This window comes from Pseudoalteromonas sp. AS71, assembly GCF_038900275.1.
GTDB lineage: Bacteria > Pseudomonadota > Gammaproteobacteria > Enterobacterales > Alteromonadaceae > Pseudoalteromonas.
In genome coordinates, this window is the sequence record NZ_JBBMQZ010000019.1 from 35,198 (window position 1) to 62,182 (window position 26,985).

Sequence of the window (26,985 nt, forward strand, 5' to 3'; positions counted from 1 at the left end):
GTTGGTCTTGTATATTAGGATTTTCGTACCAGTTATTAATTACAGTGGAGCATTTTAATGAAATTCTTTTTTGTACTGCTACTATCAATTAGCTCTTTTAACGCATTAGCCCTTGAAGTAGTCATACATAACCTTAGCTCGCTCTCAAGTAATGCTCAAAACACAGTATCTACATGGGTTAATCAAAGTGTTGAAAAAACACAAAATACACTGGGACCTTTAAAACAAACCACATTGCCTATTTATTTAAAACCACAATATTTTGCTTTTGAGCCTGTGCCTTGGGCTACAGTTAAACGCAATAACCCCGATGGGCTTGAACTACATATAGATCGCTACGCTAGTCTAAATGCATTCACTAAAGATTGGACGCTATACCATGAACTTTCGCATTTATACTTGCCGCTACTTCCCTACTCCGGTTTTTGGCTAAGTGAGGGTTTTGCCAGTTATATGCAAAACGTAATAATGCGTGACAGCGGTATAATTACCCAGCCGCAGTTTGTACAACGTTTAAATGCAGGATTTGATCGTGCCCGCCTGCAAGCCAAAACTAAGACACAGCCACTTAATAAGCTCTCTGCTGATATGTGGAAACAACGTGCCCAACAACGTGTTTATTGGACGGGTGCAGCTTTTTTTGCCCAGGCTGATTTAGAGCTACAAAAACAAGGGTTATCTGTGGCGGGTATAATAAAACAGTATCAAGTATGCTGTAGACCCGCTCGTTCAAATGCTAAAACATTTATAAAAGAGCTAGATAAGCTATCCGGTAGTAGCGTTTTTTCAACGCTATATGCAAAATATAATACTCGTACTGATTTTCCTGATATTAGTGAAGAGCAGCTAAACACGCTTTAAAAGCTGCTCTGTTTTATATAGTTACTATATTCAACAAGCCCTTGCGCGTTAAAGTTGGTTGAGTACTTGTTCATAAAACCATGCAAAAAATTTGTTTTATAACACTTAACATCCGCTTTGGTGCTTAAAGCTTTAATAACTTCATCAACATTAAAGTGACTCTCACTCGTTGGAAATATGAACTCACAGGGTACTTTTGCATCTAACTCTAAATAATTACGAATTTGCGACGGATAAAAGCCAATTAACTTTTTAAGGTGTGTATTGCCTGTTAATAACTGTGCCCGCCATGCTGCACTTGCCCCTGCACTAAAAGCAATACACGTGGTTGGCACTTTTAAACCTTCAAAGCATTTTTGAAGTTTGTCGGTGTATTTATCATGGCCACACTGCTGCATAAAATTATTGTAACTATCTTGTTCACTTTCAATAACTTGAATCTTGTTATTGAAAGGGTCAACAATAACTATATTTGGACTAATTGCCTGTGATAACCTTCTTAAAGCAGGGGTTAAGCCATAAATATCACTCACTATTAGGTAATTCATACTTATCCTTTGGTAACTAAAAATGGCTGTTGTAAGCAGTTGATAAGATTTATTATAAATATTTTTACAAAAATAGCTTGCACACAATTTATATATAAGTTACCTTCCCTCTCTGGTTTAAAGAAACCGCCGCGGTTAACCATTTACCCTGATCCAGTAAGCCCCGCAAAACGTATATTTGAAAGCTAAGTTATTGTACGGCGAGAACCCCTTGAATAATACCGAGATGATTTTTTACTATCATCGCAAAAGTGTCATAAAGATCGTCAACACTGTAATGAAGCTAAACACAACATCGTTAATTTATTAACTGCAATTTGCTATAAAAATATAGCGCAGAATAAATAACAAGAATAAAGTGAGTTTTATTATGTCTTATAAATATAATGGGTCTATGATCCAAATCGCACATCCAGTGCAATCAATTTCAGTAAACAAACATCGTGTAATCTTTAGTGATACGCAAGGTTTAAAAAATGCATTGTTTCAAAAAGCGAGTGATGCGCGCCAGTTTGTTAAGTGGCTAAAAGCTAACTAAACAACACATACCTTTAATTGCCTTTTATTATTGCAATTATCGATAAGATATTATGCCAGCCTCGTTGCTGGCATTTTACTTTTTAGCTCTTTATTGGTTACAATAGTTTTACAATAATAATTACTGGTAGCTGTTGTAATGCTCCGTATATTTTTAACCTTTTTACTCTTTTTTAGTTTGAGCCCAATAAGTAATGCGAGAACCATAAACTGGCTAGCGCATGACTTTGCACCATACTATATTTTAAATGGCCAATATCAACACCAAGGCCGCGACGAAAGCATAATTTCATTACTTGAAAAACAACTGCCTAATATTACCTTTAATCGAATGCTTATTCCCTCAGGTAAAGTAATTCAAGAACTGTCTAATAATTCACACAATGCGTGCGCACTATCGCTTTATAAAAACGATTACAGAAAAAAGCATATTTACTTTACAGACGAGAGCTCAACAACGGGTCTTTCACCTTCAATTGCCATGCACAAGAGATTAGCCAAAGCGCTAAATATAGCGGACTCAAATGAAGTCTCGTTATTGGATTTAATACAAGATAAAAAACTAACTCTTGGAGTCTCTATGAGCCGCTCTTATGGCCAAGAGATAGATACATTAATAAACAGTACGCCCAATATAGATTTAGTAATTAGACCAACCCGCGATAGCCTAGCGAGCCTTACATATATGCTTAACCTAAAACGAATTGATATTTTGCTGGGTTACCCAAGCGAGCATTACTATTTAGCTAAATCAATGCACTTTGCAGAAAATTTAACGCAACGTCCATTAACCGAATCACCCGCGTTAAGTTATGGTTTTATTGGCTGTACTAAAAACGAGCAAGGCGCAGAAGACATTGCCATTCTTAATGAGCAGCTCAAAGTCATTAAAAAAACGCAGGCTTATAACGATTTGCTCATGCGCTGGTTACCTAAGCATTTAAGGCCGCTATTACAGTCACGTATTAATAGCGCAAAATAAGCAAATTCGAAGTCGCTTAATTTGAGTTTCTGTTAAGCAAAAAAAACGCCACAGTAAGTGGCGTTTTTATATTTAATAATGGTATTACTGACGAACGCCTTCTATTGATAAAATAATATCAACATGAGTAGATGCAGGTCCTAAGTTGTAATCTATACCGTAATCGGTAAGTTTAAGGCTGGTTTCGCCCTCAAAACCTACGCGATAGCCGCCCCACGGATCTTTACCTTCGCCCACTTTATCTATTTCAAAGGTAATAGTGTTGGTTACGCCATGCAGCGTAAATTCGCCGGTTACGTCGGCCTCTTCACCATCTTCATCAAATTTAATGCTCGTGCTTTTGAAAGTCGCTTTTGGGTATTTATCCACATTTAAAAAATCTTTACCATGTAAGTGCTTATCACGCTCTGCATGGTTAGAATCAAGGCTTGTGGTATCAATATTTACCATAATCTTTGATGCATCAGGGTTTTTAGCATCATAACTAAATGTGCCGTCAAAAGTATTAAAACGACCATATAACCAGCTGTAACCTAAGTGTTTAATTTTAAAGTTAACAGATGCGTGCCCGCCTTTTGTATCAATTACATAATCAGCTGCATTAGCGGCTGTTGCCGATAACATCATTGCAGCCGAAACGGCCATGCTTACTAATAGTTTTTTCATTTTAATCATCCTTTAATGGTTTGATCATTCTGATTAAGGTTTTATCTTTATCGATAAAGTGATGTTTTAACGCCCCTAGTGCATGAAGTACTGCAAACCCTATTAATGTGCATGCACCATAATAATGTACTTTTCCTGCAATATCGGCTTGGTCATCAAAAGCAAAATCAAGCGCTGATACGTTAAATAAGGTAAACACTTCTATTGGACGTCCGTCTGCGGTTGATATCAAATACCCTGCAACAACAATAACGGCCAAAATAATATACATAACAATATGCGCCGTATGGGCTAAGTGGTTCATGCCTTTACTTTCACCTAATGGTTTAGGTTGTGTAGATAAAGCACGCCATAAAATTCTAAATAAAAATACGGCCACAAGCGTAATACCAATGCTCTTATGTAAATCGAGCGAGCCTTTATACCAGCTATCGTAATAAGTAAGCTCAACCATATATAAACCCAAACCAAACAAGCCAAAAATAGTCAGCGCCATGAGCCAATGTAAAATAATGGCGACAAGCCCGTAAGATAAAGGTGTATTTTTAAACATGTGTGAGTTCCTATAATGCTATGACGTTACAATATAGTGCACATCCGTAAATGAAAATAACATTTACAAACACTTTACGTGCGTATACGCACAGAACTTTGATATTCAAAGTCAGTTTTAAAAGAAGAGGATTAAACAGATAAGTTTATAGGGTTGATTGCTCGCTCAAGCTGACATAAATTAAGCTCTCGGGGCTTACTTGCAAACAGGTAACAAGCCCTTCTTTAATGAGCTCTAGCATAGCAATAAAACTAACGACTACACCACTTCGCCCTTCATTTGGCGTAAAAAGCGTATTAAAAACCACCGCCGAATTTGCTTGCGATAATTGCTGTAATATTTGACTCATTCTCTCTCGCGTTGAGAGCACTTCAGCAGTAATTTGGTGATGCTCAAACGTTTTTGCGCGCGCCATTACATCACTCAACGCCAGCATTAAGTCTTTAAGTTCAAGTTCGGGGAGGTTTTGACTTGTGTCTTCACGTATTGGCATAGCGGCATGCGCTATAAAAATATCACGACCAACACGAGGAATGTCATCGAGATTTTCAGCGGCTTTTTTAAATAGCTCATATTCTTGTAAACGCTTAATAAGCTCAGCGCGAGGATCTTCTTCCTCTTCTAGCTCTTCGTGTACAGGTAATAATAAGCGCGACTTAATTTGTGCAAGTAACGCAGCCATTACTAAATATTCACCAGCAAGTTCGAGTTGAAACTCGGTCATCATTTCAACGTAACTTACGTACTGCTCTGTAATACTAAAAATAGAAAGTTCGAGCACATCAAGCTTATGCTTTTTAATTAAGTACAGCAGTAAATCGAGCGGACCTTCAAAAGTTTCTAATATTATTTCGAGCGCATCGGGCGGAATGTATAAATCTTCGGGTTTGTCTACAACCGCTTTACCATGCAAAAAAGCCAGTGGCAGCTTTTGCTGCACTGGCTTTTCGATATATTTAATATCAGCGGTACTTTCGCTCACGCTTTATTACTCAAACGGGCTTGTATCACCACAGCCAACACGCAATATTTTAACGTCATCTTCCGACAGATCGATTACTGTTGTTGCTTGCTCTGGCAAATAACCACCGTGAATAATTAAATCAACATGCTTATCTAATCGCTCTAAAATTTCATCAGGATCTGACTCTGTAAACTGCTCACCTGGTAAAATTAAAGAACACGACATTAACGGCTCACCAAGTTCGGCAAGTAACGCACAGGCTATTGGGTGCTCAATTACACGCATGCCAATGGTTTTTTTCTTGTCGTTTAATAAACGTTTAGGGACTTCTTTTGTGCCTTTAAAAATAAAGGTATATGGCCCTGGCGTATTATTTTTTATTAACCTAAATAGCTGATTATCTACACGTGCGTAAGTAGATAGCTCCGATAAATCACGACAAACTAGCGTAAAATTATCGTTTTTTTCAATACCACGAATACGCTCTATGCGCTCTTTGGCTTGCTTGTTACCAATATTACAACCGATGGCGTAGCCCGAATCAGTTGGATAAACAACAACGCCGCCTTGTTTAATAATATCAACGGCTTGACTAATCAATCTCGGTTGCGGGTTATCAGGATGAATATGAAATAATTGACTCATGTTAATGCCCCTTCTTCTCCTTCCCAAGCTTGCCAAACACCTTGGCAGTCTTTAGGTAGGTATAAATTTTTGCCAAGCTCTAAATAGCTTGTCGGAAAATGAAAATCAGACCCTTGTGAGCAAAGTAATTCGTACTCACGACTGAGTTCACCTAAAAATTGACGTTCGCTTGGCGCCTGTTGAGGTTGTGCAACTTCCATTGCGTCCCCTCCTACACTTTTAAATTCTACTAATAACTTACGTAGCCACTTATTTGACATTTGATAGCTACTTGGGTGCGCAAGTACCGCAACACCACCAGCGGCATGAATAGCCTCAATGGCAGTTTGCATAGTGCACCAGCAGCTTGGTACGTAGCCTGTTTTGCCACGCCCTAAGTACTTTTTAAAAACACCCGGAAAATTTTTGGCAACGCCGCGCTCTATTAATGCGCGTGCAAAATGGGCACGTGTAATTTGCGCGTCTTTTGCCAGCTCTTTAGCTTGCTCGTATATGCCATCAAAGCCATTTTTTGCAAGGCGAACACCAATCTCTAGCGCTCTATCTTCTCGCTTTTGCTGCTGAGCTGATAATAAAGAGGTAAGGTCAATATTATTAATATCAATATTTAAACCCACAATATGAATTTCAAAACTTTCCCATTTAGTCGACACTTCTGTACCCGTAATTAATGAAAGCGGTAATTTTTCGGCTTCAATAAATTGCTGCGCAGGCTTAATAGCCGCCACAGTGTCATGATCGGTAATAGCAAACACATCAATATTTTTATCAACAGCGCGATGCAATAATTCTTCAACCGTTAAACGCCCGTCTGAATGTGTGGTATGGCTATGTAAATCATATTTTATCAAAAGAAAACTGCTTAAAATTAAGGGTTAATGGTGTTTATGTAAGTATAACAACTTTTTTGACTAAATTGTTTTAAATAAACACTTGACACAAAAGCATAAGATACGTTTTACTGTAGCCACTTTCAGACACATTAAGAATTAACAATAATGATCAATTCAAACTTAAACACTATTTGGTGGTGGCACTCGTAATTATCGGGTGATGAATTGTCATGTCTAACAAAAATTCAAAACCCGCAACTATGCGGGTTTTTTTATAACTAAATTTTACGAAACGTATACGTTAAAAATATTTAATAAATTTTGAGGCAGAAAAACATGAATAACGGTCTTACTCTTACACATCGTTGGTGGTGGCGCCTGATATAGCGGGACGGTAATGATCTGTTTGTAATTTAGATATCGTTATTCAAACCCCGCATTGCTAAAGCATTGCGGGGTTTAATTTTTTGAGGGAATGAGGTTTGATTTTTAGTCATATAACTACCACACCAGGCGAAGTAACAAGCATTACGCAAGTACGCGACTATATTAGTAGTCCTCTTGCATTATACGCGGCACTTGATAAGCCTAACTCACTACTGCTTGAATCGGCTGAGATTGATTCTAAAGACAGTGTAAAAAGTTTAATTTTAGTCGACTGTGCCCTGCGCATTGTATGCCAAGGTAAAACAGTAACCGTTACTGCAAAGTCAAATAACGGGCAGCAACTGCTTAGCTACTTACATGCTAATGTTAAAAGCTGTACAGCCACGCTAAACGATACAACACTAACGCTTGAGTACATGAGTGCAAACAATGATATTGACGAAGCAAGTAAGTTGGTTGCAGACAATGCATTTAGCGCTCTTCGTACGTGTATTAACAGTATTAAAAGCACAACTAACAATCCATTTTCGTTATTTTTAGGCGGTGTATTTGCCTACGATATGGTAGCAAACTTTGAGCAGTTAAGTGATGTGCCTGATGGCGAAAACACATGCCCTGATTACGTATTTTATTTAGCCGAAACGCTAGTTGTTATTGATCATCAAAAACAAACAACTGAACTCATTGGTAATGTGTTTAATGGTCCAGACGTACATGCTAACTGCTTTGAAGTAGGTAAAGAGCTAGAACGATTAAATACACTTTGCGATAACGCAGCTGAATTTAGTGCAGATATGCAAAGCGGCGAGTGCGATGTGAGCGTTGATATAGACGATGCGACTTACTGCGAGCAAGTAGTAAAACTCAAAAAGAATATTGTTGATGGTGATATTTTTCAGGTAGTGCCGTCGCGAACATTTTCACTACCTTGTCCTGATCCCCTTCACGCTTATAGCCAACTTAAAAAGCAAAACCCTAGCCCGTATATGTTTTATATGCGCGATGAAGACTTTGCATTATTTGGCGCGTCTCCTGAGTCGGCCCTTAAGTACGACGTAAGTAATAAGCAAGTAGAAGTATACCCAATTGCGGGGACTCGCCCGCGTGGTAAATTTGCTAATGGGCAAATTAACCCAGACCTAGACAGCCGCATTGAGCTTGAACTAAGAAACGATCAAAAAGAGCGCGCCGAGCATTTAATGCTGGTTGATTTAGCCCGTAACGACGTTGCACGCATTAGCGTTGCAGGTACTCGCTTTGCTAAAGAGCTATTAAAAGTAGACCGCTATTCACAAGTAATGCATTTGGTGTCACGCGTTGTTGGTACACTCAAACCCGAGCTTGATGCACTGCACGCTTACCAAGCATGTATGAACATGGGCACGCTTGTTGGTGCACCAAAGGTTCGTGCTGCTGAGCTTGTTCGTCAAACAGAAGGTAAACGTCGTGGTAGCTATGGCGGCGCAGTAGGTTACTTAACTGGTGATGGCGCAATGGATAGCTGTATTGTTATTCGCTCAGCTTTTGTTAAAAATAACAAAGCGTATGTGCAAGCCGGTGCCGGTGTGGTGTTTGACTCAGATCCTATTTCAGAAGCAAACGAAACTCGCGCTAAAGCACAAGCGGTTATTACCGCCATTAAATCTACGTATAAGGCGGTATAAAATGAGCAAAGTAAATCCTATCAAAATCTATTTTTTAGATAACTTTGACTCATTTACATACAACCTTGTTGATGAGCTGACGATGCTTGGCTGCGAACTGGTTGTTTACAGAAACAACATTAGCGCTGAGGTTATTTTTAACAAAATGCGTCAAGAGCAAGGCCAAGTGCTATTAGTACTTTCGCCAGGTCCTGGCACACCAAGCGATGCAGGCTGTTTAATGGAGCTTATTGAGCTCTCTAAAGGTCACTTCCCAATGCTAGGCATTTGTTTAGGCCAACAAGCATTAACACAAAGTTACGGTGGAGTAATCGGTCACGCGGGTGAAACCGTACATGGTAAGTCTTCAATTATTACTTTAGGCGATCATCCTGTATTTGAAGGTATGGGCAATACAATGCCTGTTGCACGTTATCATTCATTAATGGCAACAAAAGTGCCTGATAATATTAAAGTAATTGCCCAGTACGAAGATATCCCTATGGCTATATATCATCATGATGACAACGCATTGGGTTACCAGTTTCATCCAGAATCAATACTAACGCCAAACGGCGCAATGCTACTTCAGCAAAGTGTCGCTTACTTAACACGCGCTAAATAAAAGAGGACATTATGAGTACACAACCAGAACAACCCATAAATGTTCAACACGCTATTGAGCAATTAATTACGGGGCAATCATTAAGCTACGCAGACGCCAAAGCGTTTTTTGATGAAATAATGCAAGGTAATATGAGTGAAATTGAGCTAACCGCCCTACTTATAAGCCTTAAAATTAAAGGCGAAGTAAGCGACGAAATTGCAGGCGCTGCGGCCTCAATGCGCGAAAACGCCGTTGCTTTTACTACCAGCAGTACGCAACTTGCCGATAGCTGTGGCACTGGTGGCGATGGTTCTAACACAATTAATATAAGTACAACGGCTGCTATTGTAGCCGCTGCTGCCGGTATTAACATGGTAAAACACGGTAATCGCAGTGTATCGAGTAATTCAGGCTCAGCCGATTTACTCAAAGCACTGGGCATTAATATAGATATGAGCCCAGAGCAAGCGGCAAAATGTCTTGAGCAAACCAATTTTACCTTTTTGTTTGCACCGCACTACCACAGTGGCGTACGCCATGCGATGGGCGTGCGTACAGCGCTTAAAACACGCACTATTTTTAATATTTTAGGCCCACTTGCTAACCCAGCGGCACCTGATGTGCAATTGTTAGGTGTATATAACGAAGCGTTGTGTATGCCAATGGCACAAACACTTAAAACCCTTGGCACAAAGCGCGCGATGATAGTTCACGGCTCGGGCACTGACGAAATAGCTCTACACGGCCCAACAACGGTAGTTGAGCTAAATAATGGCGAGATTACACAGTACACACTAAACCCAAGCGACTTTGACCTTGCAAACTATTCACTTGAACAACTCGCTGGTGAAGGCCCACAATACAACGCAAATGCTAGCCTCGCCATCTTGCAAGGCAAAGGCACAGATGCACATAATGCTGCTATTGTGGTTAACGTAGCTGCCCTTTTATACCTAACAGGTAAAGCAGAAACGTTAAAAGAAGGGGCAAAACAAGTACAAACATTATTAAGTTCAGGGCAAGCCATGAACACACTAAGTGCAATTATTGAGGTAAGTAATGGCTAATGTATTAGACAAAATTGTTGCTGATAAAAAATTAGAACTAATTGAAAGAAAAGCCACGCGTCCGCTTGAAAGCTTTATGCATCTTGCAGTGCCTACAAGTCGTAGCTTTTATAAAGCACTTGCAGCACCTGGCATACAGTTTATTTTAGAGTGTAAAAAAGCATCGCCTTCAAAAGGGTTAATTAGAGACCCGTTTGATTTAACTGAAATTACCTCAGTTTATAAAAAATACGCTACCTGCATGAGTGTGTTAACTGATGCTAAATATTTTCAAGGTAGTTTTGATTACCTCGAATTTGTGCGCAGCCAAGTAGAACAACCGCTTATCTGTAAAGATTTTTTTATAGATGAGTACCAAGTGTACATGGCACGTATTTATGGCGGTGACGCTATATTACTGATGCTTTCGGTACTCGATGACGAAAGCTATAAAGCACTGCATGCCGTTGCCGATTCACTTAATATGTCGGTATTAACCGAAGTAAGTAATGAAGAAGAAGTACACCGTGCACTTGCGCTTGATGCACAAATCATTGGCATTAATAACCGCGACTTACGCGATTTAAGCACCGATTTAGCCACTACCGAAAAACTACGAAAGCTTATTCCAGCTGATAAAGTGGTTATTTCGGAATCTGGCATTTACACCCATCAAGACGTGAAACGTTTAGCTCCATTATGCGATGGCTTTTTAATTGGCAGCTCACTTATGGGCGAGCGTGATTTAGAGCAAGCATGTCGCCGTGTGATTTTAGGTGACAATAAAGTATGTGGTTTAACGCGAACTCAAGATGCACAAGCGGCATATAAAAACGGTGCTGTTTATGGTGGTTTAATTTTTCATCCTAAATCGCCACGCTATGTTGATTTAGATTGCGCAAAAGAGCTTAGCCAAAGTGCCCCGCTTAATTTTGTGGGTGTGTTTGTAGATGCCCCAATTGATCAAGTTGCTCAATACGCAAGTGTGCTAAAATTGGTGGCAGTTCAATTACATGGTCAAGAAAGTGACGATTACATCGTTCAATTGCGTACACAGTTACCTACCGGCTGCGAGATTTGGAAAGCCCAAGCAATAAAAGATGCATTGCCAACGCCTGTAAATGGCGTTGACCGACACCTTTACGATACACACAGCGATACACAAGCTGGCGGTACAGGTAAAGCATTTGATTGGTCGGTGCTTCATGATGCAACCACACCGTTTATGCTCGCTGGAGGCTTAAATCAAGACAATATTAAAGATGCGCTTTTTAAAGGTGCCTTAGGCCTTGATTTAAACTCAGGCGTTGAAGAATCTGCGGGTAAAAAGTGCCCTAACAAATTACATAATGCTTTTACAAGCATCAGAAATTATTGAGGTTAAAATGCAAAATCCAGCTTATTTTGGCGAGTTTGGCGGTATGTTTGTACCCGAGTTACTTGTCCCTGCGCTTAAGCAGTTAGAAAACGAATTTAACAAAGCACAAAAAGATCCTGAGTTTCAGGCTGAGCTAAGTAAATTATTAAACGAGTATGCGGGTCGTCCTACCCCACTTACTTTAACGCGCAATTTAGTTAAAAACCCAAAAGTAAAACTGTATCTAAAGCGTGAAGACTTATTACACGGCGGCGCACATAAAACCAACCAAGTACTTGGCCAAGCGTTACTTACTAAGCGCATGGGTAAAAAACAAGTAATTGCTGAAACAGGCGCAGGCCAACACGGCGTTGCAACCGCGCTTGCATGTGCATTACTGGGTTTAAAATGTCGAATTTATATGGGCGCAAAAGACGTTGAACGTCAGCAACCAAACGTATTTAGAATGAAGTTAATGGGCGCAGAGGTTATTCCGGTAACAGCGGGTTCTGGCACATTAAAAGATGCAGTAAATGAAGCCCTGCGTGACTGGTCAGCTAATTATCAAGACGCGCACTACCTACTAGGCACAGCTGCTGGTCCTCACCCATTCCCAACAATTGTACGTGAGTATCAAAAAGTTATTGGTGAAGAAGCTAAACAACAAGTACTTAAAGCCGAAGGTCGTTTACCTGACGCTGTAATTGCCTGTGTTGGTGGTGGTTCAAACGCAATTGGTATGTTCACCGACTTTATTGACGAGCCAGGCGTTAAATTAATTGGTGTTGAGCCTGCTGGGAAAGGGCTTGATACAAATGAGCACGGTGCAACAATTTGTAAAGGCACTAAAGGTATATTACACGGTACTTACACGTACATTATGCAAAACGACGATGGCCAAATTGAAGAGTCTTACTCTGTATCAGCGGGTCTTGATTATCCTGCGGTTGGTCCTCAGCACGCATTTTTACACGAAACCGGTCGAGCGCAATACGTGGGTATCACAGATACAGAAGCGCTTGATGCGTTTCAATCACTTGCTAAAAACGAAGGGATCATTCCGGCGCTTGAATCAAGCCATGCGCTTGCTTATGCACTTAAGTATGCAGAAGAGCAAACCGAGGAAAGCGTTTTAGTTATTAATTTAAGTGGTCGTGGCGATAAAGATTTAGCACACGTTCACAATGTACTATCTGAAAGAGGTCAGCTATGAGCCAAGTAAAAACGGATCGTTACGGCAAAATGTTTGCAGCGCTTAACGAGAAAAAACAAGGTGCGTTTGTACCATTTGTAACAATTGGCGACCCAGGTAAAGAGCAAAGTGTTGCGATTATTAAAAGCCTAATTGACGGCGGCGCTGATGCACTTGAGCTTGGTATTCCGTTTTCTGATCCGATTGCGGATGGCCCTGTAATTCAAAAAGCAAATATTCGCGCACTTGATGTGCACATTAACACGCAAGATTGCTTTGATGTTATTAAAGAGATACGCGAGTATAACGCCGATATTCCAATTGGATTATTGCTTTACTCAAACCTTGTTTTTAAGCGCGGCATAGAAGCATTTTACAAAGATGCAAAAGCGGTAGGTGTAGACTCTATTTTAGTGGCTGACGTGCCTCTGCATGAATCTAAAATATTTAGAAAGTCAGCAATGGATAACGGTGTAGACCCAATTTTTATTGCCACACCTAATGCAGATGACGACACTCTTCGCCAATGCGCCTCTTACGGTCGTGGTTATACGTATTTACTATCGCGCGCTGGTGTTACCGGTACCGATACAAAAGCACAAATGCCAGCGGGTAATATTGTTACTAAATTAAAAGAATACCATGCAGCTCCTGCTCTTTTAGGATTTGGTATTTCAACGCCAGATGATGTAAAAGCGGCACTTAATGCAGGCGCAGCAGGTGCTATTTCAGGCTCTGCTGTAGTTAAAATTATTGAAGCTAACCTTAACGATTTAGACGCAATGACAACGCAGTTAAAAGCATTTGTTAGTGAAATGAAAGCCGCAACCGCATTATAAAAAGTGTAAATTTACGCATTAAAAAAGGGCAATTAAATGCCCTTTTTTGTTTTTTAAAAGCAAATTAGTGAGCTTGGTGTTTACCCTCTAAAATCTCTTCAATAAATTTAGCATTAAATGCTTCTAAATCAGCTGGGCTTCGGCTTGTTACCAAACCTTGGTCTACACATACTTCTTGGTCAACCCAATTAGCACCTGCATTAATTAAATCGCTTTTAATACTAGGAAAAGAAGTAATAGTGCGGTCGCGCAATTTATTAATTTCAGCTAATAACCACGGTGCGTGGCAAATAGCAGCAACGGGTTTGTTTTTTTCTGCGCCAAAAAAGCCATCAATAAATGCTTTAGCATCTTTATCTTGGCGTAAACTGTCTGGATTAAATAAACCACCAGGAAGCATAAGCGCGTCGTAATCAGCAGGATCCGCGTTTGTAACTAGTTTATCTACTGTTACTTTATCGCCCCACTTGTCTTCATCCCAGCCAGTAATTTGGCCTTCTTTAATTGATACTATTTCGATGTTCGCACCAGCATCAAGTAATGCGCTGCGTGGAGATAAAAGCTCACTTTGCTCAAACCCATCAGTGGCTAAAATTGCGATTTTTTTGCCTTGTAAACGTGTGCTTGTTTGTAATGTACTCATTGAGATCTCCTTATTTTCTTAAAAGGTATATTTAAAATACACAATCAAAAAAGCACGATGCGTGCCGATAACAAGCAATTGAAAATAAAGGATTTAATTTAAGTAGGATTTATAATGCCATGTAAATTATTTAGAGATTATGAATAATGTACATAGAGGAGATATAAACACGGCTTTGATACTCGGTGATTTAAATACAGAAGCTTCGCTTCTCGCGTGAGCAAGCTCAACGCCTACAACTAACGCTCGGCATTATGTTTATTTTGTAGACGCACAACTTGTTGGCGTGATGGGCAAAGCCCATAATTTTATGTTTAATAACTCCACGCAAAGCTCAATCAACGACCAAGCTAAGTAATGCTATTTAAAGCAGATCTTTTAACGCCTTAGCTGGTTTAAAAACCGCTTTATTTGCGCCTTCTATTTCAATTGCATCCCCTGTTTGTGGGTTACGCCCAGTACGCGCTGGGTAATAACTTAGCGCAAAGGTACCAAAGCCATTAATTTGAACTTGATCGCCCTCAGAAAGCGATTTAGTAATGACTTTTTGCAAGCTTGAAAGTGCCGCTTGAGAATCTTTTTTTGTTAATTCACTTTTGTGTGCAATGGCAGCAACGAGTTCTGCTTTATTCATTTTAGGCTCCTAAATACACGCCAAATCAGTGTTGGTTAAGCGTGGGAATATGATGATATGAAAAATACCAAACCAAATTGGTAATAAAGCCACGCAGGCTAAGGGTTACAGGGCAACAAGTCAACCTTGTAGTTGCTAAGCTTTATGTGGTAAAAAGCCTTTGACTCTTTTTTGTATAATTTAGGTAGTATATGCACGCATTAATTGAATACATTCCACTCATACTGTTTTTTGCAGTGTTTAAACTCGTCGATATTTATTGGGCTACCGGTTTATTGATGGCCACTACGCTTATTCAGGTTGCTTATAGCTACTTTAAACATGGCAATGTACCTACTCGTCATTGGATATTTTTTGGCATTGCTGCCGTGTTTGGTACGCTAACGCTGGTACTTCATGATGAGCAATACATTAAATGGAAAGCAACACTGATATATGCAGGTTTAAGTTTAACGTTACTTGTTAGCCGTTATGTACTTAATAAAAATCTCGTTAAAAAAGCGCTTAGCTCAATCCTCGAAAACGCTAATGATACAAAGCAAGCCATTGTTGTCCCAGAACCATTATGGGATAAGCTTAACCTAATGTGGGTTGTTATAACTGCTGGTATAGCGGCACTAAACATTTATATTGCATACAATTTTTCGCTCGATTTTTGGGTTAACTTTAAAGTGTTTGGTTTAATGGGTATTACTTTTGTAAGCATTTTTGCCACCATTATTGCCTTGTACAAATACCTCCCTGATGAAGAGGAAACAGCAAAGTAAGCCCCCTCGTCATAAAAGTGTCGTCTTAGCTTGTTAGCTTATTAAAAAAAGCAAGTTGAGACGACCTTGAACGCTAACCAATACCGCTGGTTTGAATTTACCCTCATTTTTATATTACTGCCCTTGTTGGGTTTTGGATTACGCGAGCATTTAGCTAATTGGCTTATCCCTGCGCTTATTATACTTATGAGTGTGTGTTGTATGTTGCTACTAGGCGATCCCCATTTTAAACGGTTTAGACTCACAAGCCTTGGGCAATTTTCTGCTGTTAAAAGGCGTGTGTTTAGCTTCTTTTTTTTAGGTGCGCTGTTCTCAGGCATGTTTTATGGGATTATTCATCAAGGCAACTGGTTTACCCTTCCCCGTAACTCGTTTAATGATTGGCTTTTACTGCTGGTGCTGTATCCAATACTGTCGGTTATTCCTCAAGAATTAATATTCCGAACGTATTTTTTTCATCGTTATAAACGCATCATGCCAAAAAAAGCAGTGCGTATTGCAGTCAGTGCGAGTGTATTTGCGTTGGCGCATATAGTGTATGCAAATTGGATTGCAGTAGCCTTAGCCTTTTTGGGCGGTTTACTGTTTGCGTATACCTACGCACAAAGCCGATCAACGGTCGTGTGTGTTATTGAACACAGCTTATGGGGGCTATGGATGTTTACACTCGGGATTGGCAGCTACCTCGATTCAGGCGCATTTAACTAATATAACAAACATTAAAAAATCCGATACTAGAAAACTAATACCGGATTTCGAATAGTTATAAAAACACTTCACTCATCGCAAAAAGCGCTGAGCTGTAAGGCATATGCTGAGTTTTTAACTATTTAATCTAATGGTTAAAATAACGACTCAAACTCACCATTTGGAAACAAAACACCAGGAATACCACGTACCGCAGTAACATCAGCTAGTTTAGTATCACCAAAATATAAACCGCCACTGTAATTACGGCCCTTTTGCTTTACATCTAACCAACGTCCATTTTCGCCTTTCGCTATTAGATTAATGTTGCCACTAACATCACGAATACGTAAATCTAACGCGCGATTTTGTATGCTAACAAATATATCTGTAGAGGTAAGTTCTGATAGGTTTTCCACATCGCCTACGTACGCAAATTTAAAATCGCTTGCACCACTCAATGGAAAATCTAATTCAAAAGTAAATGCTAAATCGTCATTATCTTCACCAACAAAAGGCGAAGCCTCTACTGCTGTGATATGAAATGCAGTGTTTTGAATGTCGCTTACGTAACCACCATTAAAATCAAAAGTAGATAACGTGGTTGACTCCTCACCTAGTGAATTAACAAAACGATTTAAGTTTACTGATAAATCACCTTCGAGTTTACCTGCGGCTTTATTGATAATTACGTTGGTGGTTACCTGTGTAATACCCGTATCGGCTTCTGGGTTTAATTCACTTTGAGCATCTATGCCATCAAACTCAATCAGCAACTCACTTACATCCACACTTAATACCGTAGTACCATTTGTGACCGTTGCGCTCATTACACCTTCGATTTTATTACCTAATACACCACTTACTCTGAAAGTTGGAATTGATAAATCAATGGTTATAGGTAACTCATCATATGTGCCAGTAATAGCCCAAGTATAAGGTGATTGGTTGTAATCAATATCTAAATCACGAAGCTTATATTGCCCTGATGGTGTAGAGCCATCAGCTAGTGGTGAATAATTTGTGATAACTTCGTTTAAAGCATTACTAAGTGCATCAAGGGTTCTTTGTGTATCTTCATCAAACGCACCTTCAAGCTCAGTAAATTTTGCGTCTAATTCATCTGAATAGCTTTTTTCTTGAAGTCTTGCAACACCAATTATATTTCGCGTATCAACAAGTAACTCTCTTGAGTCTAAGCTTTGCACTTCTGCTGAGCGAGCCTGCCAATTTGCAAATGTAGTTACACTTGCAATCGTTTGCTTAACTTGACCAGCTACATTTTTCAGCAAAGCATTACCTTGGTCGCTAAATAAGTTGTCTGTAACATACTGCGCTGCTAAGTCGCTGTAATCTTGCCATGCTTGCTGGTCAGTCTCCAAGTTAGTAAATGCATTAAAAGCACTTTCAACACTAAACGAACTATCAGCAACACCAGCTAAAATTGCCGCGTAGGTGAAGGCATTTGTCACCATTTCTGCTTCAACACTTGCATTTAAATTACTGTGCGTTAAATGATAAAAAGGCGTGGCTGATAAACTCGCCTGTGTAGCACTAAAGCCTTCTTCTGTAATTGCTTTACTCAATGGCGATAAATAAACCTTATTTACACCCGGTGCACTAAATGCATCCGCTTTGTAATTAAGGGTAACGGTTGTCAATTCTTGGTAGTCAATTAACCGGTTTGCGTTTAAGTCATTTACATCACCACGCACAGTTCTGCCACACCCTGTAAATCGCGGACAAGGTAGAGCTGTATCGCTAGGTATAAACTCAAAACTATTAAAAGTAAGTGGAGTTACACTTACACTCGCAGTATTGATGTTTTCGACTTCAATTGATTCTTGCACCACCCCATCGCTATCTAAAACATTAAGCGTGCCCTGTGGTGATTGCCAATTAGATACATAAAAACTCACAGAAGAAGATGTAGCAATTTCACTCACTGCAACAGATTCTGAACTGTCACTGTCTGATGAAGAACCACAACCTGCCAATGCAATAGCGACCCCTAAAGGTATAATTTGTTTTAACATCTTCATTCCTTAAAACTTAATGTTCACGTACCAATTCACATTCGCATAATAGGCTTTATCTAAATCTAGGCTATCAGTTTGTAAATTAAGACCAAAATATTCGTTTTCTATACCAACTAAAAATGCTTCGCTTTTTGTTTCGTAGCCTGCTTGTACTCGCCAATGATCCCAAAAGTGAATACGGCCTTTTAATTGGCTAAACGTGTCTTTATCGTAACGTTTTAAAGTTAACTGAGTTGAGAATCGGTCGTTTATTCTATAATCGGCAAATGCTTGTAGTCGCATTTCCATTTCGAAATCATGAGATACCGTATTTCCAAATGCAGATGTTTTTAATGAAACTGTTGGCTGAGTAATAATATCGCCGTTATCATCTTCGCTAAATGGAATTTCAGTCGTTTGACCCTTTACAGAGCCGCTGTCTTCGTACTCTGTTTTATACAGCAAATCTTTTACGCTAAAACCAACTTTAAGCTCATCATTTACTTGCCAATCGGCAAAAATATCTAGGCTATAGCCTAGCCCTTCAGGCTTTTGTGAAGGTGTAAATTCTTTAAATAAAATATCTTTTGAAAAGTTGTAATCGACAGTTACAGCACCTTCAACTTCATCACTAAAAATCTCACCATTTACAGTGGCATCTTGATAGTGTGAGCTGGCAAAAACAGAAAGCTTAGGTGTTATTGTTAATGCATTTTTATCTAAAAATTTAAAATCATAAGATACGAATACACCATTAGACGTTGCTTGTTTAGCATCGAGGTAATAGGTATAAAATCTATCTTCAAACTCTAAGTCATTCTTTTCGGTATGAGTATATTTAGCTGTATCAGGATCAAAGTTAAGAACATAGTCATAACGACTTTGTAAACCTACCTTAAAATTACCGTAGCCAACACCCACTTCAAAAATATTATAGGTAAATGCACTGTCACCCGATTTTAATGGTGCATCAAAATCATCTACAAAGGCTTGTACTGGTTGTGCTTCAGTATAAATTTCTGCGTCAAAATGAGTAAATATTTGAAATTGGTTATCTGCGGAAGCAAGAGGAGAAATAAAAGCTGTTGAAAATCCTAACAAGAGAATTTTTTTTTTCATAATTTAATCGCTTTCTATAAAAAAAGGGAAAAGCGCTGCTTTCCCCTTTTATAGTTTAAATATTACTTAGATGAATCAATTAAATCAACATCAGTGTAATCAACTACATCACCATCAATGTAAGTAATTGAAAGACCATTAGTTGTTTTAGCTGCAGTACCAAAAGACATCATCATCTCATTGTACATAGCCATAACGTCACCAGTGTAACCTGCACTTTCATTACCAGTAATAGACAATGTGTAACCCATTGCATTATTTACTGTAATATCTAAAGCACTTGCTTCTTCCATGTCGCTGTCGATGAATGTAGTCATTACTTTAAAGTCTACATCACCAGAAACACCCTCTAATGTAATAGAGCCTGAATCTGTTGCATCATCAGCAGTAAGACTTAACATACCAGTAAAGCCAGAATCGCCATCCATGATTTCAACATGGTTAGTGGTTTCAGTCATTAAGATTTCTGCATCATCTACATTATCAGCATTTACTGCACCGTCAAATGTGAATATTAAACATGAATCAATTTGAGTAGCATCAATTGTGCCTGCAGCAAAATCAACACAATCTTCAAGTGCTTGTGCTTGTGTATCAGCAGTAACAAGTGAAACAGTTGCGTCATTTTCACCCATTAATGTAGCGCCCCAAGCAACAACTAATTGCTCGCCTTGGTATGAAGCTGAAGCACTGATCATTTCACCGGTAGTTTCGTTCTCTAATTCTAAAACTAACGCATCTAAGTCATAGTTATATGACCAATCAGGTTGACGAGTAGAAGTACCTTCACCTGAGTTACCCATTTCAGCTAGTTCATCAATTACGTCAGCAAGAACATCTGCTGCATCGATAACCGCTTGACCGCCAGTGTTAGTAAGCACAGTCATAGTCGATAATGACTCTGATGTAGCTTTAACAGAAGTTAGTACTTCAAGTTTAGCAACCGCCGCTTCAGCAACAAGTTGTAGGTTATAAGCTGTTACAAATTGCTCGCTAGCTAGTTCACCTTGAGCTACAGCAGCTGTTTGCATAGCTGTAAGCGCATCAATCATTGCTTGTGCGCCTTCGCCTTCAAGGTCTAGGTAAGCATTAGCAGCAACAAGTGCTTGCTCAATAGCAATTTCAAGTGCATCAACAGCAGCAGCAAAATCAGACGCAGCAGTAACAGCAGTCATAGCAAGCTCAAGAGCTTCAGTTGCGTTTGCGGCTGTATCTACCATTGCACCTTCTGCGTTAGCAAGTGCGCTTGTAGAAGCTGCTTCAGCTGTGTCTGCTGCTGATTTTTTCTCATCAGCAACGTCTGCAGTGTCTTCAGCAACTAGTTTTGCAGCAGCAAGAGCAATATCAAACGTTTCAATCGCTGCTTCTGCTTCCGCTACTAGTGCAGCTAATGCAGCGTCGTATGCAACGGTGTCAGTTACAGCAACACCTGCATCTGTTTGTAAAGACGTTGCAGAATCAAGAATCTGTTGGTAATCAGAGCTTTGAGTAACTAACGCTTTTGCAGCAGTTACATAACCTTGTGATTTAACAAAAATAGAACCCGCTTTAGCTGTTAAACCAGCAGTAGCAGCTTCATTTTTCAGTAATGTTACAGCGCTTACAAATGCAGCTGCGTTATCAGCTGTAAGAGCATCGCCACCCATTGCTTGAACATCAGCAAGTGAACTTTGAGCTGTTTCAATATCCATTTCTAATGCAGTAAGTGCAGTTTGTGAAGCTGTAACTTCTACTGTTAAAGCAGCTGCTAGAGCTGTATAAAAATCATCTCCAACTGTACACTCTGCACCAGTACAACCAATTACTTCTAGTGCTTTTTTAACTTTTACTGCAGCGGCTGCAAGGCCGGCATCAGTTGCTGCACCATTTTTAACAGCTTTGTCTTTAGCTGCTTTTGCTTTTTTAGCAATACCTACTGAATTAGCGGCAAACGCATCAATTTGTGCTTGTGTTGCATTAGGGTTGTTAATAGAGAATGCCGCTTTTAAAGCGTTTTCAATTGCAGTTTCATCACCCGTTGCTACAGCAACAAAAATGTTTGCAGTATTTGTAATTGCTGTTTGTAACATTGTAGCTATTGCAGCAATGCCAGCGTCAGTATTACCTTTAAACTGGCCTGATTTAATACCAGCTTTAATGCTGCTCATTACATCACCAATTGAAGGTAAACCTTGAATTGAAGATGAAAGCTGTGCAATTGCTAAAATACCGTCAGTAAGTTCTTCTTCGCCATCAACATTGCTTAAATCTACAGCGCCGCCGTTAGATAAATCGCCAATAATAGCAGAAAGTAAAAGTGCTGCGTCTTGACCCATTACTTGTACAACAGTGTTTAAGCTAGCTGTAGCAATAGCGTCTTCATCTACACTTGAACCTGAGTCAAGAAGAAGACCCGCCACTAACGATGTTAAAAAAGTAACATTAGCTTTATAAGAACCTAAAACATTGGCATCGCCAGCTGCACCGCTCGCTCCAGATGTATCTGCTTCAACAGCTGGAATAAACTTAACAACAGAAAGCTCTAGGTCAGTTTTGTACCATTCGCCAAACTCAATATCAGTATCGCCATCATTTTCGTCGTCAACTTCTGGCGCTTCATCGTAAGTGCCACAACCTACGTAAGCATCACAACGTAAAAAGCTATCATCGCCTTCTTCAGACGTTTTAACAGTAATGTAAACAGGTCCAGTAAAATCATCATCTAGGTAGATGCTGTAACGACCGTTTTCATCAGTTAGCACTTCAGGGTTAGCGGCAATTTTACTTGCTTCTACCGCTGCATCTGCAGCATCTTGTGATAGTGCTTCTTCAGAAAAAGACTCAGCCTCTGCTGAAGCAGCTGAGCGAAATGCAACAGGAACGCTTTGACCAGATGCATCTAAAGTCATTACAGTTACTACAGCATTTTTCATTGAACCTTTAACTGCTTTACCTGTTACTTCAATGTTAAATTGTGCATCGCCCGTTGCAGTGAAAGATTCTACAGGTGTAACAGGAATATTTCTGTCGTTATCAGAACCACATGCTGTTAAGCCTAATGTAAGTGCAACTGAAGCTGCAATAGGTGTAAATTTGATCGTACGCTTTACCATTTATTTCTCCTTGATAGCCTGGAATGAGTATCAGAAATTAGTTTAGTTGATAGTGATTTATGTAAGCTTTTATATTCAAAAAGCATCAAAAAAGTACACAATCATAACTTTTGTTACTAGAACATTAAAAATACCATTAAGCTATATAGTTATGCTACATATTTATACGTTTTATAGAAGTATTTATCTTTATTCTATGAGCTACTTCTTTATCAGCATCTCTATTATTCAATAACCTATAGACACTCATAAAGAACCAGCACATATTGATACAATATATTCACTTTATTAAATGAATATTACATATAATCTAGTTTGTTAATTATATTCTTCAAGTAAATGCGGTGGATGAGAGCGAAAAAAGACGATAATTCGAAAAATTAATGAAAAAGGATTATTTCTAACGAGTGTGAGTAGGTTTTACTTTAGCTAAGCAAACGTTTATAAAATTTGTTTGCTTAACTAAAATAAATGTTTAGTTGCGCTTAACTTCACCAGTGATTAGTAAGGGACTCTTACAACCCCTTCCATTAATACACGTGCACTTCGGCTCATACTTGCTTTGGTAACTAGCCAGTTGCCAGCATTATTTTTAGCCTCAGCACCTACTTTTAGCGTGCCCGACGGGTGACCAAAGTTAACTTCACTCAATGCACCGCCACCAGCGGCTATATTTACGAGTGTGCCTTCAATTGCTGCGGCAGTGCCAATAGCTACAGCGGCTGTGCCCATCATGGCATGATGCAGTTTACCCATCGACATTGCGCGCACGAGTAAGTTAATGTTGGCAGCCTCAATAAATTTACCGCTAGATGCAGCGTAATCTAAAGGCGCTGCAACAAACGCAACCTTTGGCGTATGTTGGCGAGCCTGTGCTTCAGTAATGTTAGTGATTAAGCCCATTTTAACGGCGCCATAAGCGCGAATGGTTTCAAGCTTTTCAAGCGCTGCAACATCGTTATTTATATCGTCTTGCAGCTCTGTGCCGGTATAACCAATATCAGCGGCGTTAATAAATACAGTAGGAATACCTGCATTTATCATGGTTGCTTTTAGAGTACCAACACCTGGAACCTCTAAGTCATCAACTACGTTACCTGTTGGAAATAACGCGCCATCGCCATCAGCGGGGTCCATAAATTCAAGTTTTACTTCAGCTGCAGCAAATGTAACGCCATCGAGCTCAAAGTCGCCGGTTTCTTGTACTTCGCCATTGGTCATAGGGACATGCACTAATATGCTTTTTTTAATATTAGCCTGCCACACACGCACAATAGCAACACCGTTATTAGGTACTCGGTTTTTATCGACCAAACCATTACTAATGGCAAAAGCTCCGACTGCTGACGTTAAGTTGCCGCAGTTACCGCTCCAATCCACAAAAGGTTTATCTATAGCCACTTGACCAAACAAGTAATCAACATCGTGATCAGCTTGCTCACTTTTACTTAGGATTACGGTTTTACTGGTGCTTGATGTAGCGCCGCCCATTCCATCCGTTTGTTTGCCGTACGGATCGGGGCTGCCAATAACACGCAGTAATAAATTGTCGCGCGCCTCGCCTGCTACTTGAGCAGGCTTTGGCAAATCAGTTAAATTAAAAAATACACCTTTACTGGTGCCGCCACGCATATAGGTTGCAGGCACTTTAATTTGCGGTTTAAACATAATGCTTGCCCTTATGCAGATTGCGTGGCTTCTAAAAAGTCTTGAGCAAAGCGTTGTAACACACCACCAGCTGCGTAAATAGAAAGCTCTTCTTGGGTATCTATACGACATTTCATAGGCACAGTAAGTACTTCACCGTCTTTGCGGGTAATGCTTAAATTAACTGTGGCGCCTGGTTTTAAATCACCCGTTACATCGTACGTTTCACTGCCATCCAGCTTTAGGGTTTTACGCGTTGTGCCTGCTTTAAATTCAAGCGGTAAAACCCCCATACCAATTAAGTTAGTACGGTGAATACGCTCAAAGCCCTCTGCTGCTATTACTTCAACGCCTGCAAGTCTTACGCCTTTTGCAGCCCAATCGCGCGACGAACCTTGACCGTAATCGGCACCGGCTACGATAATAAGCGGCTGTTTACGCTCCATGTAGGCTTCGATTGCTTCCCACATACGGGTATTAGTGCCTTGTGGCTCTAGGCGAGCGTAAGAACCTTGCTTAACGTCGCCGTTTTCATCAAGCACCATTTCATTAAGTAGTTTTGGGTTTGCAAATGTTGCGCGCTGCGCTGTTAAATGATCGCCCCGGTGCGTTGCGTACGAGTTATAGTCTTCCTCTGGGACGTTCATTTTGGTCAGGTATTCGCCAGCAGCGCTGCTTGCCATAATTGCGTTTGATGGCGATAAATGATCCGTTGTAATGTTATCGCCAAGTACTGCAAGCGCGCGCATACCAGTCATAGTGCGCTCACCCGCAAGTGCACCTTCCCAATAAGGAGGACGACGAATGTAGGTACTTTCTGGGCGCCAATCGTAAAGTGGATCGTTATCTTCACCGTAATCTACGGTTAAATTAAACATAGGCTCGTATACTTTTCTAAATTGCTCTGGCTTAACGCTTTGCTTAATTACCGCATCGATCTCTTCATCTGATGGCCATAAATCTTTAAGCGTAATATCGTTGCCTTGTTGATCTTGCCCTAGTATCCCTTTTTCAATATCAAAGCGAATAGTGCCTGCAATAGCGTACGCAACAACTAAAGGAGGTGACGCTAAAAATGCTTGCTTAGCATAAGGATGAATGCGTCCATCAAAGTTACGATTGCCAGAAAGTACAGCCGTTGCGTATAAATCACGTTCGATTACTTCTTTTTGAATCTCAGGGTCAAGCGCCCCGCTCATACCATTACAGGTAGTACACGCAAAACCAACAATGCCAAAGCCAAGTTGCTCAAGCTCTGTTAGTAGGTTTGCATCTTCAAGGTATGATTGCACTGCTTTTGAGCCCGGTGCTAATGAAGTTTTAACCCAAGGTTTGCGCATTAAACCCTTAGCATTTGCATTACGGGCAAGGAGTGCAGCGGCAATTACATTGCGTGGATTACTCGTATTAGTACAGCTAGTAATCGCGGCAATAATACATGCGCCGTCTGGCATTAAGCCTTCTTCATTTTCAACAACACCCGAAATACCTTCTTTAGCTAAATCGCTTGTCGATACACGGCGGTGTGGATTAGATGGACCCGCAATATTGCGCCCCACGCTTGATAAATCAAACTTAAGCACACGCTCATATTTTGCGGTTTTTAAGCTATCGCTCCAAAGGCCTGCTGTTTTTGCGTAATTTTCTACAAGGGCAATTTGTTCTTCTTCACGCCCTGTTAAACGCAAGTAATCTATTGTTTTATCATCGATATAAAACATGGCGGCAGTTGCGCCAAATTCAGGCGTCATGTTCGAAATGGTTGCTCTGTCGCCAAGTGTAAGCGCATCGGCACCTTCACCGTAAAACTCTAAATAAGTAGAAACAACACGTTGCTCGCGTAAAAATTCAGTAATGGCTAACACAATATCGGTTGCGGTAATACCGGGTTGGCGCTTGCCTGTTAGCTCAACACCAACAATATCAGGCAAGCGAATATATGAAGCACGGCCAAGCATAACGCTTTCAGCTTCAAGCCCGCCTACACCCACAGCAATAACACCCAGCGCATCAACATGAGGCGTGTGGCTGTCGGTGCCAACTAAAGTATCTGGAAATGCAATGCCATCTCGGTTTTGAATAACCGGCGACATTTTTTCAAGATTAATTTGATGCATAATGCCGTTACCCGGTGGAATAACATCAATATTTTTAAACGCAGTTTTTGTCCAGTTTATAAAGTGAAAACGGTCGTCATTTCGTCTATCTTCAATGGCGCGGTTTTTTTCAAATGCGTCAGGATCAAAACCGGCATGCTCTACCGCTAGTGAATGATCCACTATTAACTGCGTAGGTACTACCGGATTCACTTTAGCCGGATCGCCGCCTTTTGCTGCAATTGCATCACGAAGCCCAGCTAAATCAACAAGTGCTGTTTGGCCTAAAATATCGTGGCACACTACGCGCGCCGGATACCACGGAAAATCTAAATCTTGCTTTCGCTCAATTAGCTGGTTAAGTGCATCGGTTAACATGGCAGGGTCGCATCGGCGTACTAGGTTTTCGGCAAATACACGTGATGTATAAGGTAGTGTGGCGTATGCACCTGGCTTAATTGCATCCACGGCTTCTTGCGTATCGTAATAGTCGACGTTTGAGCCCGGTAGAGGTTTACGGTATTGGGTGTTATTAATTATGGTCATGGTAAGGGTTCGCTAATTTGGTGACGGTGTTTGCTCACAGCTAGCGTGTTTAATGAAAAGTTTGAGAAAAACTGCT

24 protein-coding genes are annotated in these 26,985 nt (G+C 40.1%); 11 read left to right on the forward strand and 13 right to left on the reverse strand.

Features of this window, described 5'->3' with window-relative positions; all coding sequences use genetic code 11:
• Nucleotides 1-57 precede the first annotated feature (57 nt).
• Entirely contained in the window at nucleotides 58-861 is an 804-nt protein-coding gene (locus WNY98_RS14720; protein ID WP_342878248.1) for a hypothetical protein, read from the forward strand.
• Here WNY98_RS14720 and WNY98_RS14725 read toward each other — a convergent pair.
• Nucleotides 858-1,409, reverse strand: coding sequence for a hypothetical protein (locus WNY98_RS14725; protein WP_342878249.1), 552 nt, complete (start codon nucleotides 1,407-1,409; stop codon nucleotides 858-860). The genes WNY98_RS14720 and WNY98_RS14725 overlap by 4 nt on opposite strands.
• 370 nt (nucleotides 1,410-1,779) lie before the next feature.
• Between WNY98_RS14725 and WNY98_RS14730 the strand changes: the two genes are divergently transcribed.
• On the forward strand, nucleotides 1,780-1,947 hold the full coding sequence (locus WNY98_RS14730) for a hypothetical protein (RefSeq protein WP_002961566.1): 168 nt from the start codon (nucleotides 1,780-1,782) through the stop codon (nucleotides 1,945-1,947).
• Between the two features lie 138 nt (nucleotides 1,948-2,085).
• Nucleotides 2,086-2,928, forward strand: coding sequence for a transporter substrate-binding domain-containing protein (locus WNY98_RS14735; RefSeq protein WP_342878250.1), 843 nt, complete (start codon nucleotides 2,086-2,088; stop codon nucleotides 2,926-2,928).
• Nucleotides 2,929-3,012: 84 nt separating this feature from the next.
• Here the strand turns inward: WNY98_RS14735 and WNY98_RS14740 are convergent, their stop codons facing one another.
• From WNY98_RS14740 to WNY98_RS14760, 5 genes are all read right to left on the reverse strand, one after another.
• Nucleotides 3,013-3,594 (reverse strand): YceI family protein, encoded by a 582-nt coding sequence (locus tag WNY98_RS14740; RefSeq protein ID WP_342878251.1) that lies wholly within the window; start codon nucleotides 3,592-3,594, stop codon nucleotides 3,013-3,015.
• A gap of 1 nt (nucleotide 3,595) precedes the next feature.
• A complete protein-coding gene (locus tag WNY98_RS14745) occupies nucleotides 3,596-4,147 on the reverse strand; it encodes a cytochrome b (protein ID WP_342878252.1) in 552 nt (183 codons plus the stop codon).
• Between the two features lie 145 nt (nucleotides 4,148-4,292).
• The gene (locus WNY98_RS14750) at nucleotides 4,293-5,129 is read right to left on the reverse strand and encodes a ScpA family protein (protein ID WP_024599354.1); all 837 of its coding nucleotides are present in this window, start codon (nucleotides 5,127-5,129) and stop codon (nucleotides 4,293-4,295) included.
• Nucleotides 5,130-5,135: 6 nt separating this feature from the next.
• A complete protein-coding gene (locus WNY98_RS14755) occupies nucleotides 5,136-5,756 on the reverse strand; it encodes an L-threonylcarbamoyladenylate synthase (RefSeq protein WP_024599353.1) in 621 nt (206 codons plus the stop codon).
• Nucleotides 5,753-6,607 (reverse strand): PHP domain-containing protein, encoded by an 855-nt coding sequence (locus tag WNY98_RS14760; RefSeq protein WP_024599352.1) that lies wholly within the window; start codon nucleotides 6,605-6,607, stop codon nucleotides 5,753-5,755. Before WNY98_RS14760 ends, WNY98_RS14755 begins: the two co-directional genes overlap by 4 nt.
• A gap of 464 nt (nucleotides 6,608-7,071) precedes the next feature.
• On the opposite strand from WNY98_RS14760, the gene WNY98_RS14765 reads away from it, so the two are divergent.
• From WNY98_RS14765 to trpA, 6 genes are read left to right on the forward strand one after another with little or no spacing between them, the layout of a single operon-like run.
• Nucleotides 7,072-8,640, forward strand: coding sequence for an anthranilate synthase component 1 (locus WNY98_RS14765; protein WP_294121088.1), 1,569 nt, complete (start codon nucleotides 7,072-7,074; stop codon nucleotides 8,638-8,640).
• A gap of 1 nt (nucleotide 8,641) precedes the next feature.
• Nucleotides 8,642-9,244: an aminodeoxychorismate/anthranilate synthase component II gene (locus tag WNY98_RS14770; RefSeq protein WP_342878253.1), complete on the forward strand. Its 603-nt coding sequence runs from the start codon at nucleotides 8,642-8,644 to the stop codon at nucleotides 9,242-9,244.
• 11 nt (nucleotides 9,245-9,255) lie between these two features.
• On the forward strand, nucleotides 9,256-10,293 hold the full coding sequence (gene trpD, locus WNY98_RS14775) for an anthranilate phosphoribosyltransferase (protein WP_342878254.1): 1,038 nt from the start codon (nucleotides 9,256-9,258) through the stop codon (nucleotides 10,291-10,293).
• Complete coding sequence (trpCF, locus tag WNY98_RS14780) at nucleotides 10,286-11,650, forward strand: bifunctional indole-3-glycerol-phosphate synthase TrpC/phosphoribosylanthranilate isomerase TrpF (protein ID WP_342878255.1); 1,365 nt, start codon at nucleotides 10,286-10,288, stop codon at nucleotides 11,648-11,650. Before trpD ends, trpCF begins: the two co-directional genes overlap by 8 nt.
• Before the next feature lie 7 nt (nucleotides 11,651-11,657).
• On the forward strand, nucleotides 11,658-12,842 hold the full coding sequence (gene trpB, locus WNY98_RS14785) for a tryptophan synthase subunit beta (protein ID WP_002961582.1): 1,185 nt from the start codon (nucleotides 11,658-11,660) through the stop codon (nucleotides 12,840-12,842).
• Nucleotides 12,839-13,660 (forward strand): tryptophan synthase subunit alpha, encoded by an 822-nt coding sequence (gene trpA / locus WNY98_RS14790; RefSeq protein WP_024595006.1) that lies wholly within the window; start codon nucleotides 12,839-12,841, stop codon nucleotides 13,658-13,660. Before trpB ends, trpA begins: the two co-directional genes overlap by 4 nt.
• A gap of 64 nt (nucleotides 13,661-13,724) precedes the next feature.
• Here trpA and WNY98_RS14795 read toward each other — a convergent pair whose 3' ends face one another.
• Nucleotides 13,725-14,303, reverse strand: coding sequence for a type 1 glutamine amidotransferase domain-containing protein (locus WNY98_RS14795; protein WP_024595007.1), 579 nt, complete (start codon nucleotides 14,301-14,303; stop codon nucleotides 13,725-13,727).
• 364 nt (nucleotides 14,304-14,667) lie between these two features.
• Nucleotides 14,668-14,937, reverse strand: a complete 270-nt coding sequence (locus WNY98_RS14800) for an HU family DNA-binding protein (RefSeq protein WP_182737625.1) — start codon at nucleotides 14,935-14,937, stop codon at nucleotides 14,668-14,670.
• Between the two features lie 191 nt (nucleotides 14,938-15,128).
• On the opposite strand from WNY98_RS14800, the gene WNY98_RS14805 reads away from it, so the two are divergent.
• A complete protein-coding gene (locus WNY98_RS14805; RefSeq protein WP_033028426.1) occupies nucleotides 15,129-15,704 on the forward strand; it encodes an inner membrane-spanning protein YciB in 576 nt (191 codons plus the stop codon).
• A 66-nt stretch (nucleotides 15,705-15,770) separates the two neighbouring features.
• Nucleotides 15,771-16,412: a CPBP family intramembrane glutamic endopeptidase gene (locus WNY98_RS14810; RefSeq protein ID WP_342878256.1), complete on the forward strand. Its 642-nt coding sequence runs from the start codon at nucleotides 15,771-15,773 to the stop codon at nucleotides 16,410-16,412.
• Between the two features lie 134 nt (nucleotides 16,413-16,546).
• On the opposite strand, the gene WNY98_RS14815 is transcribed toward WNY98_RS14810, so the two are convergent.
• The 5 genes from WNY98_RS14815 to acnD form a co-directional block, all read right to left on the reverse strand.
• Entirely contained in the window at nucleotides 16,547-18,427 is a 1,881-nt protein-coding gene (locus WNY98_RS14815; RefSeq protein ID WP_342878257.1) for a hypothetical protein, read from the reverse strand.
• 9 nt (nucleotides 18,428-18,436) lie between these two features.
• Nucleotides 18,437-19,528 (reverse strand): hypothetical protein, encoded by a 1,092-nt coding sequence (locus tag WNY98_RS14820; RefSeq protein ID WP_165742904.1) that lies wholly within the window; start codon nucleotides 19,526-19,528, stop codon nucleotides 18,437-18,439.
• 62 nt (nucleotides 19,529-19,590) lie between these two features.
• Nucleotides 19,591-22,620 (reverse strand): hypothetical protein, encoded by a 3,030-nt coding sequence (locus WNY98_RS14825; RefSeq protein ID WP_342878258.1) that lies wholly within the window; start codon nucleotides 22,618-22,620, stop codon nucleotides 19,591-19,593.
• Nucleotides 22,621-23,121: 501 nt separating this feature from the next.
• Nucleotides 23,122-24,288: a 2-methylaconitate cis-trans isomerase PrpF gene (gene prpF, locus WNY98_RS14830; protein ID WP_342878259.1), complete on the reverse strand. Its 1,167-nt coding sequence runs from the start codon at nucleotides 24,286-24,288 to the stop codon at nucleotides 23,122-23,124.
• A gap of 11 nt (nucleotides 24,289-24,299) precedes the next feature.
• Nucleotides 24,300-26,909, reverse strand: a complete 2,610-nt coding sequence (gene acnD / locus WNY98_RS14835; RefSeq protein ID WP_342878260.1) for a Fe/S-dependent 2-methylisocitrate dehydratase AcnD — start codon at nucleotides 26,907-26,909, stop codon at nucleotides 24,300-24,302.
• Nucleotides 26,910-26,985: the final 76 nt, after the last annotated feature.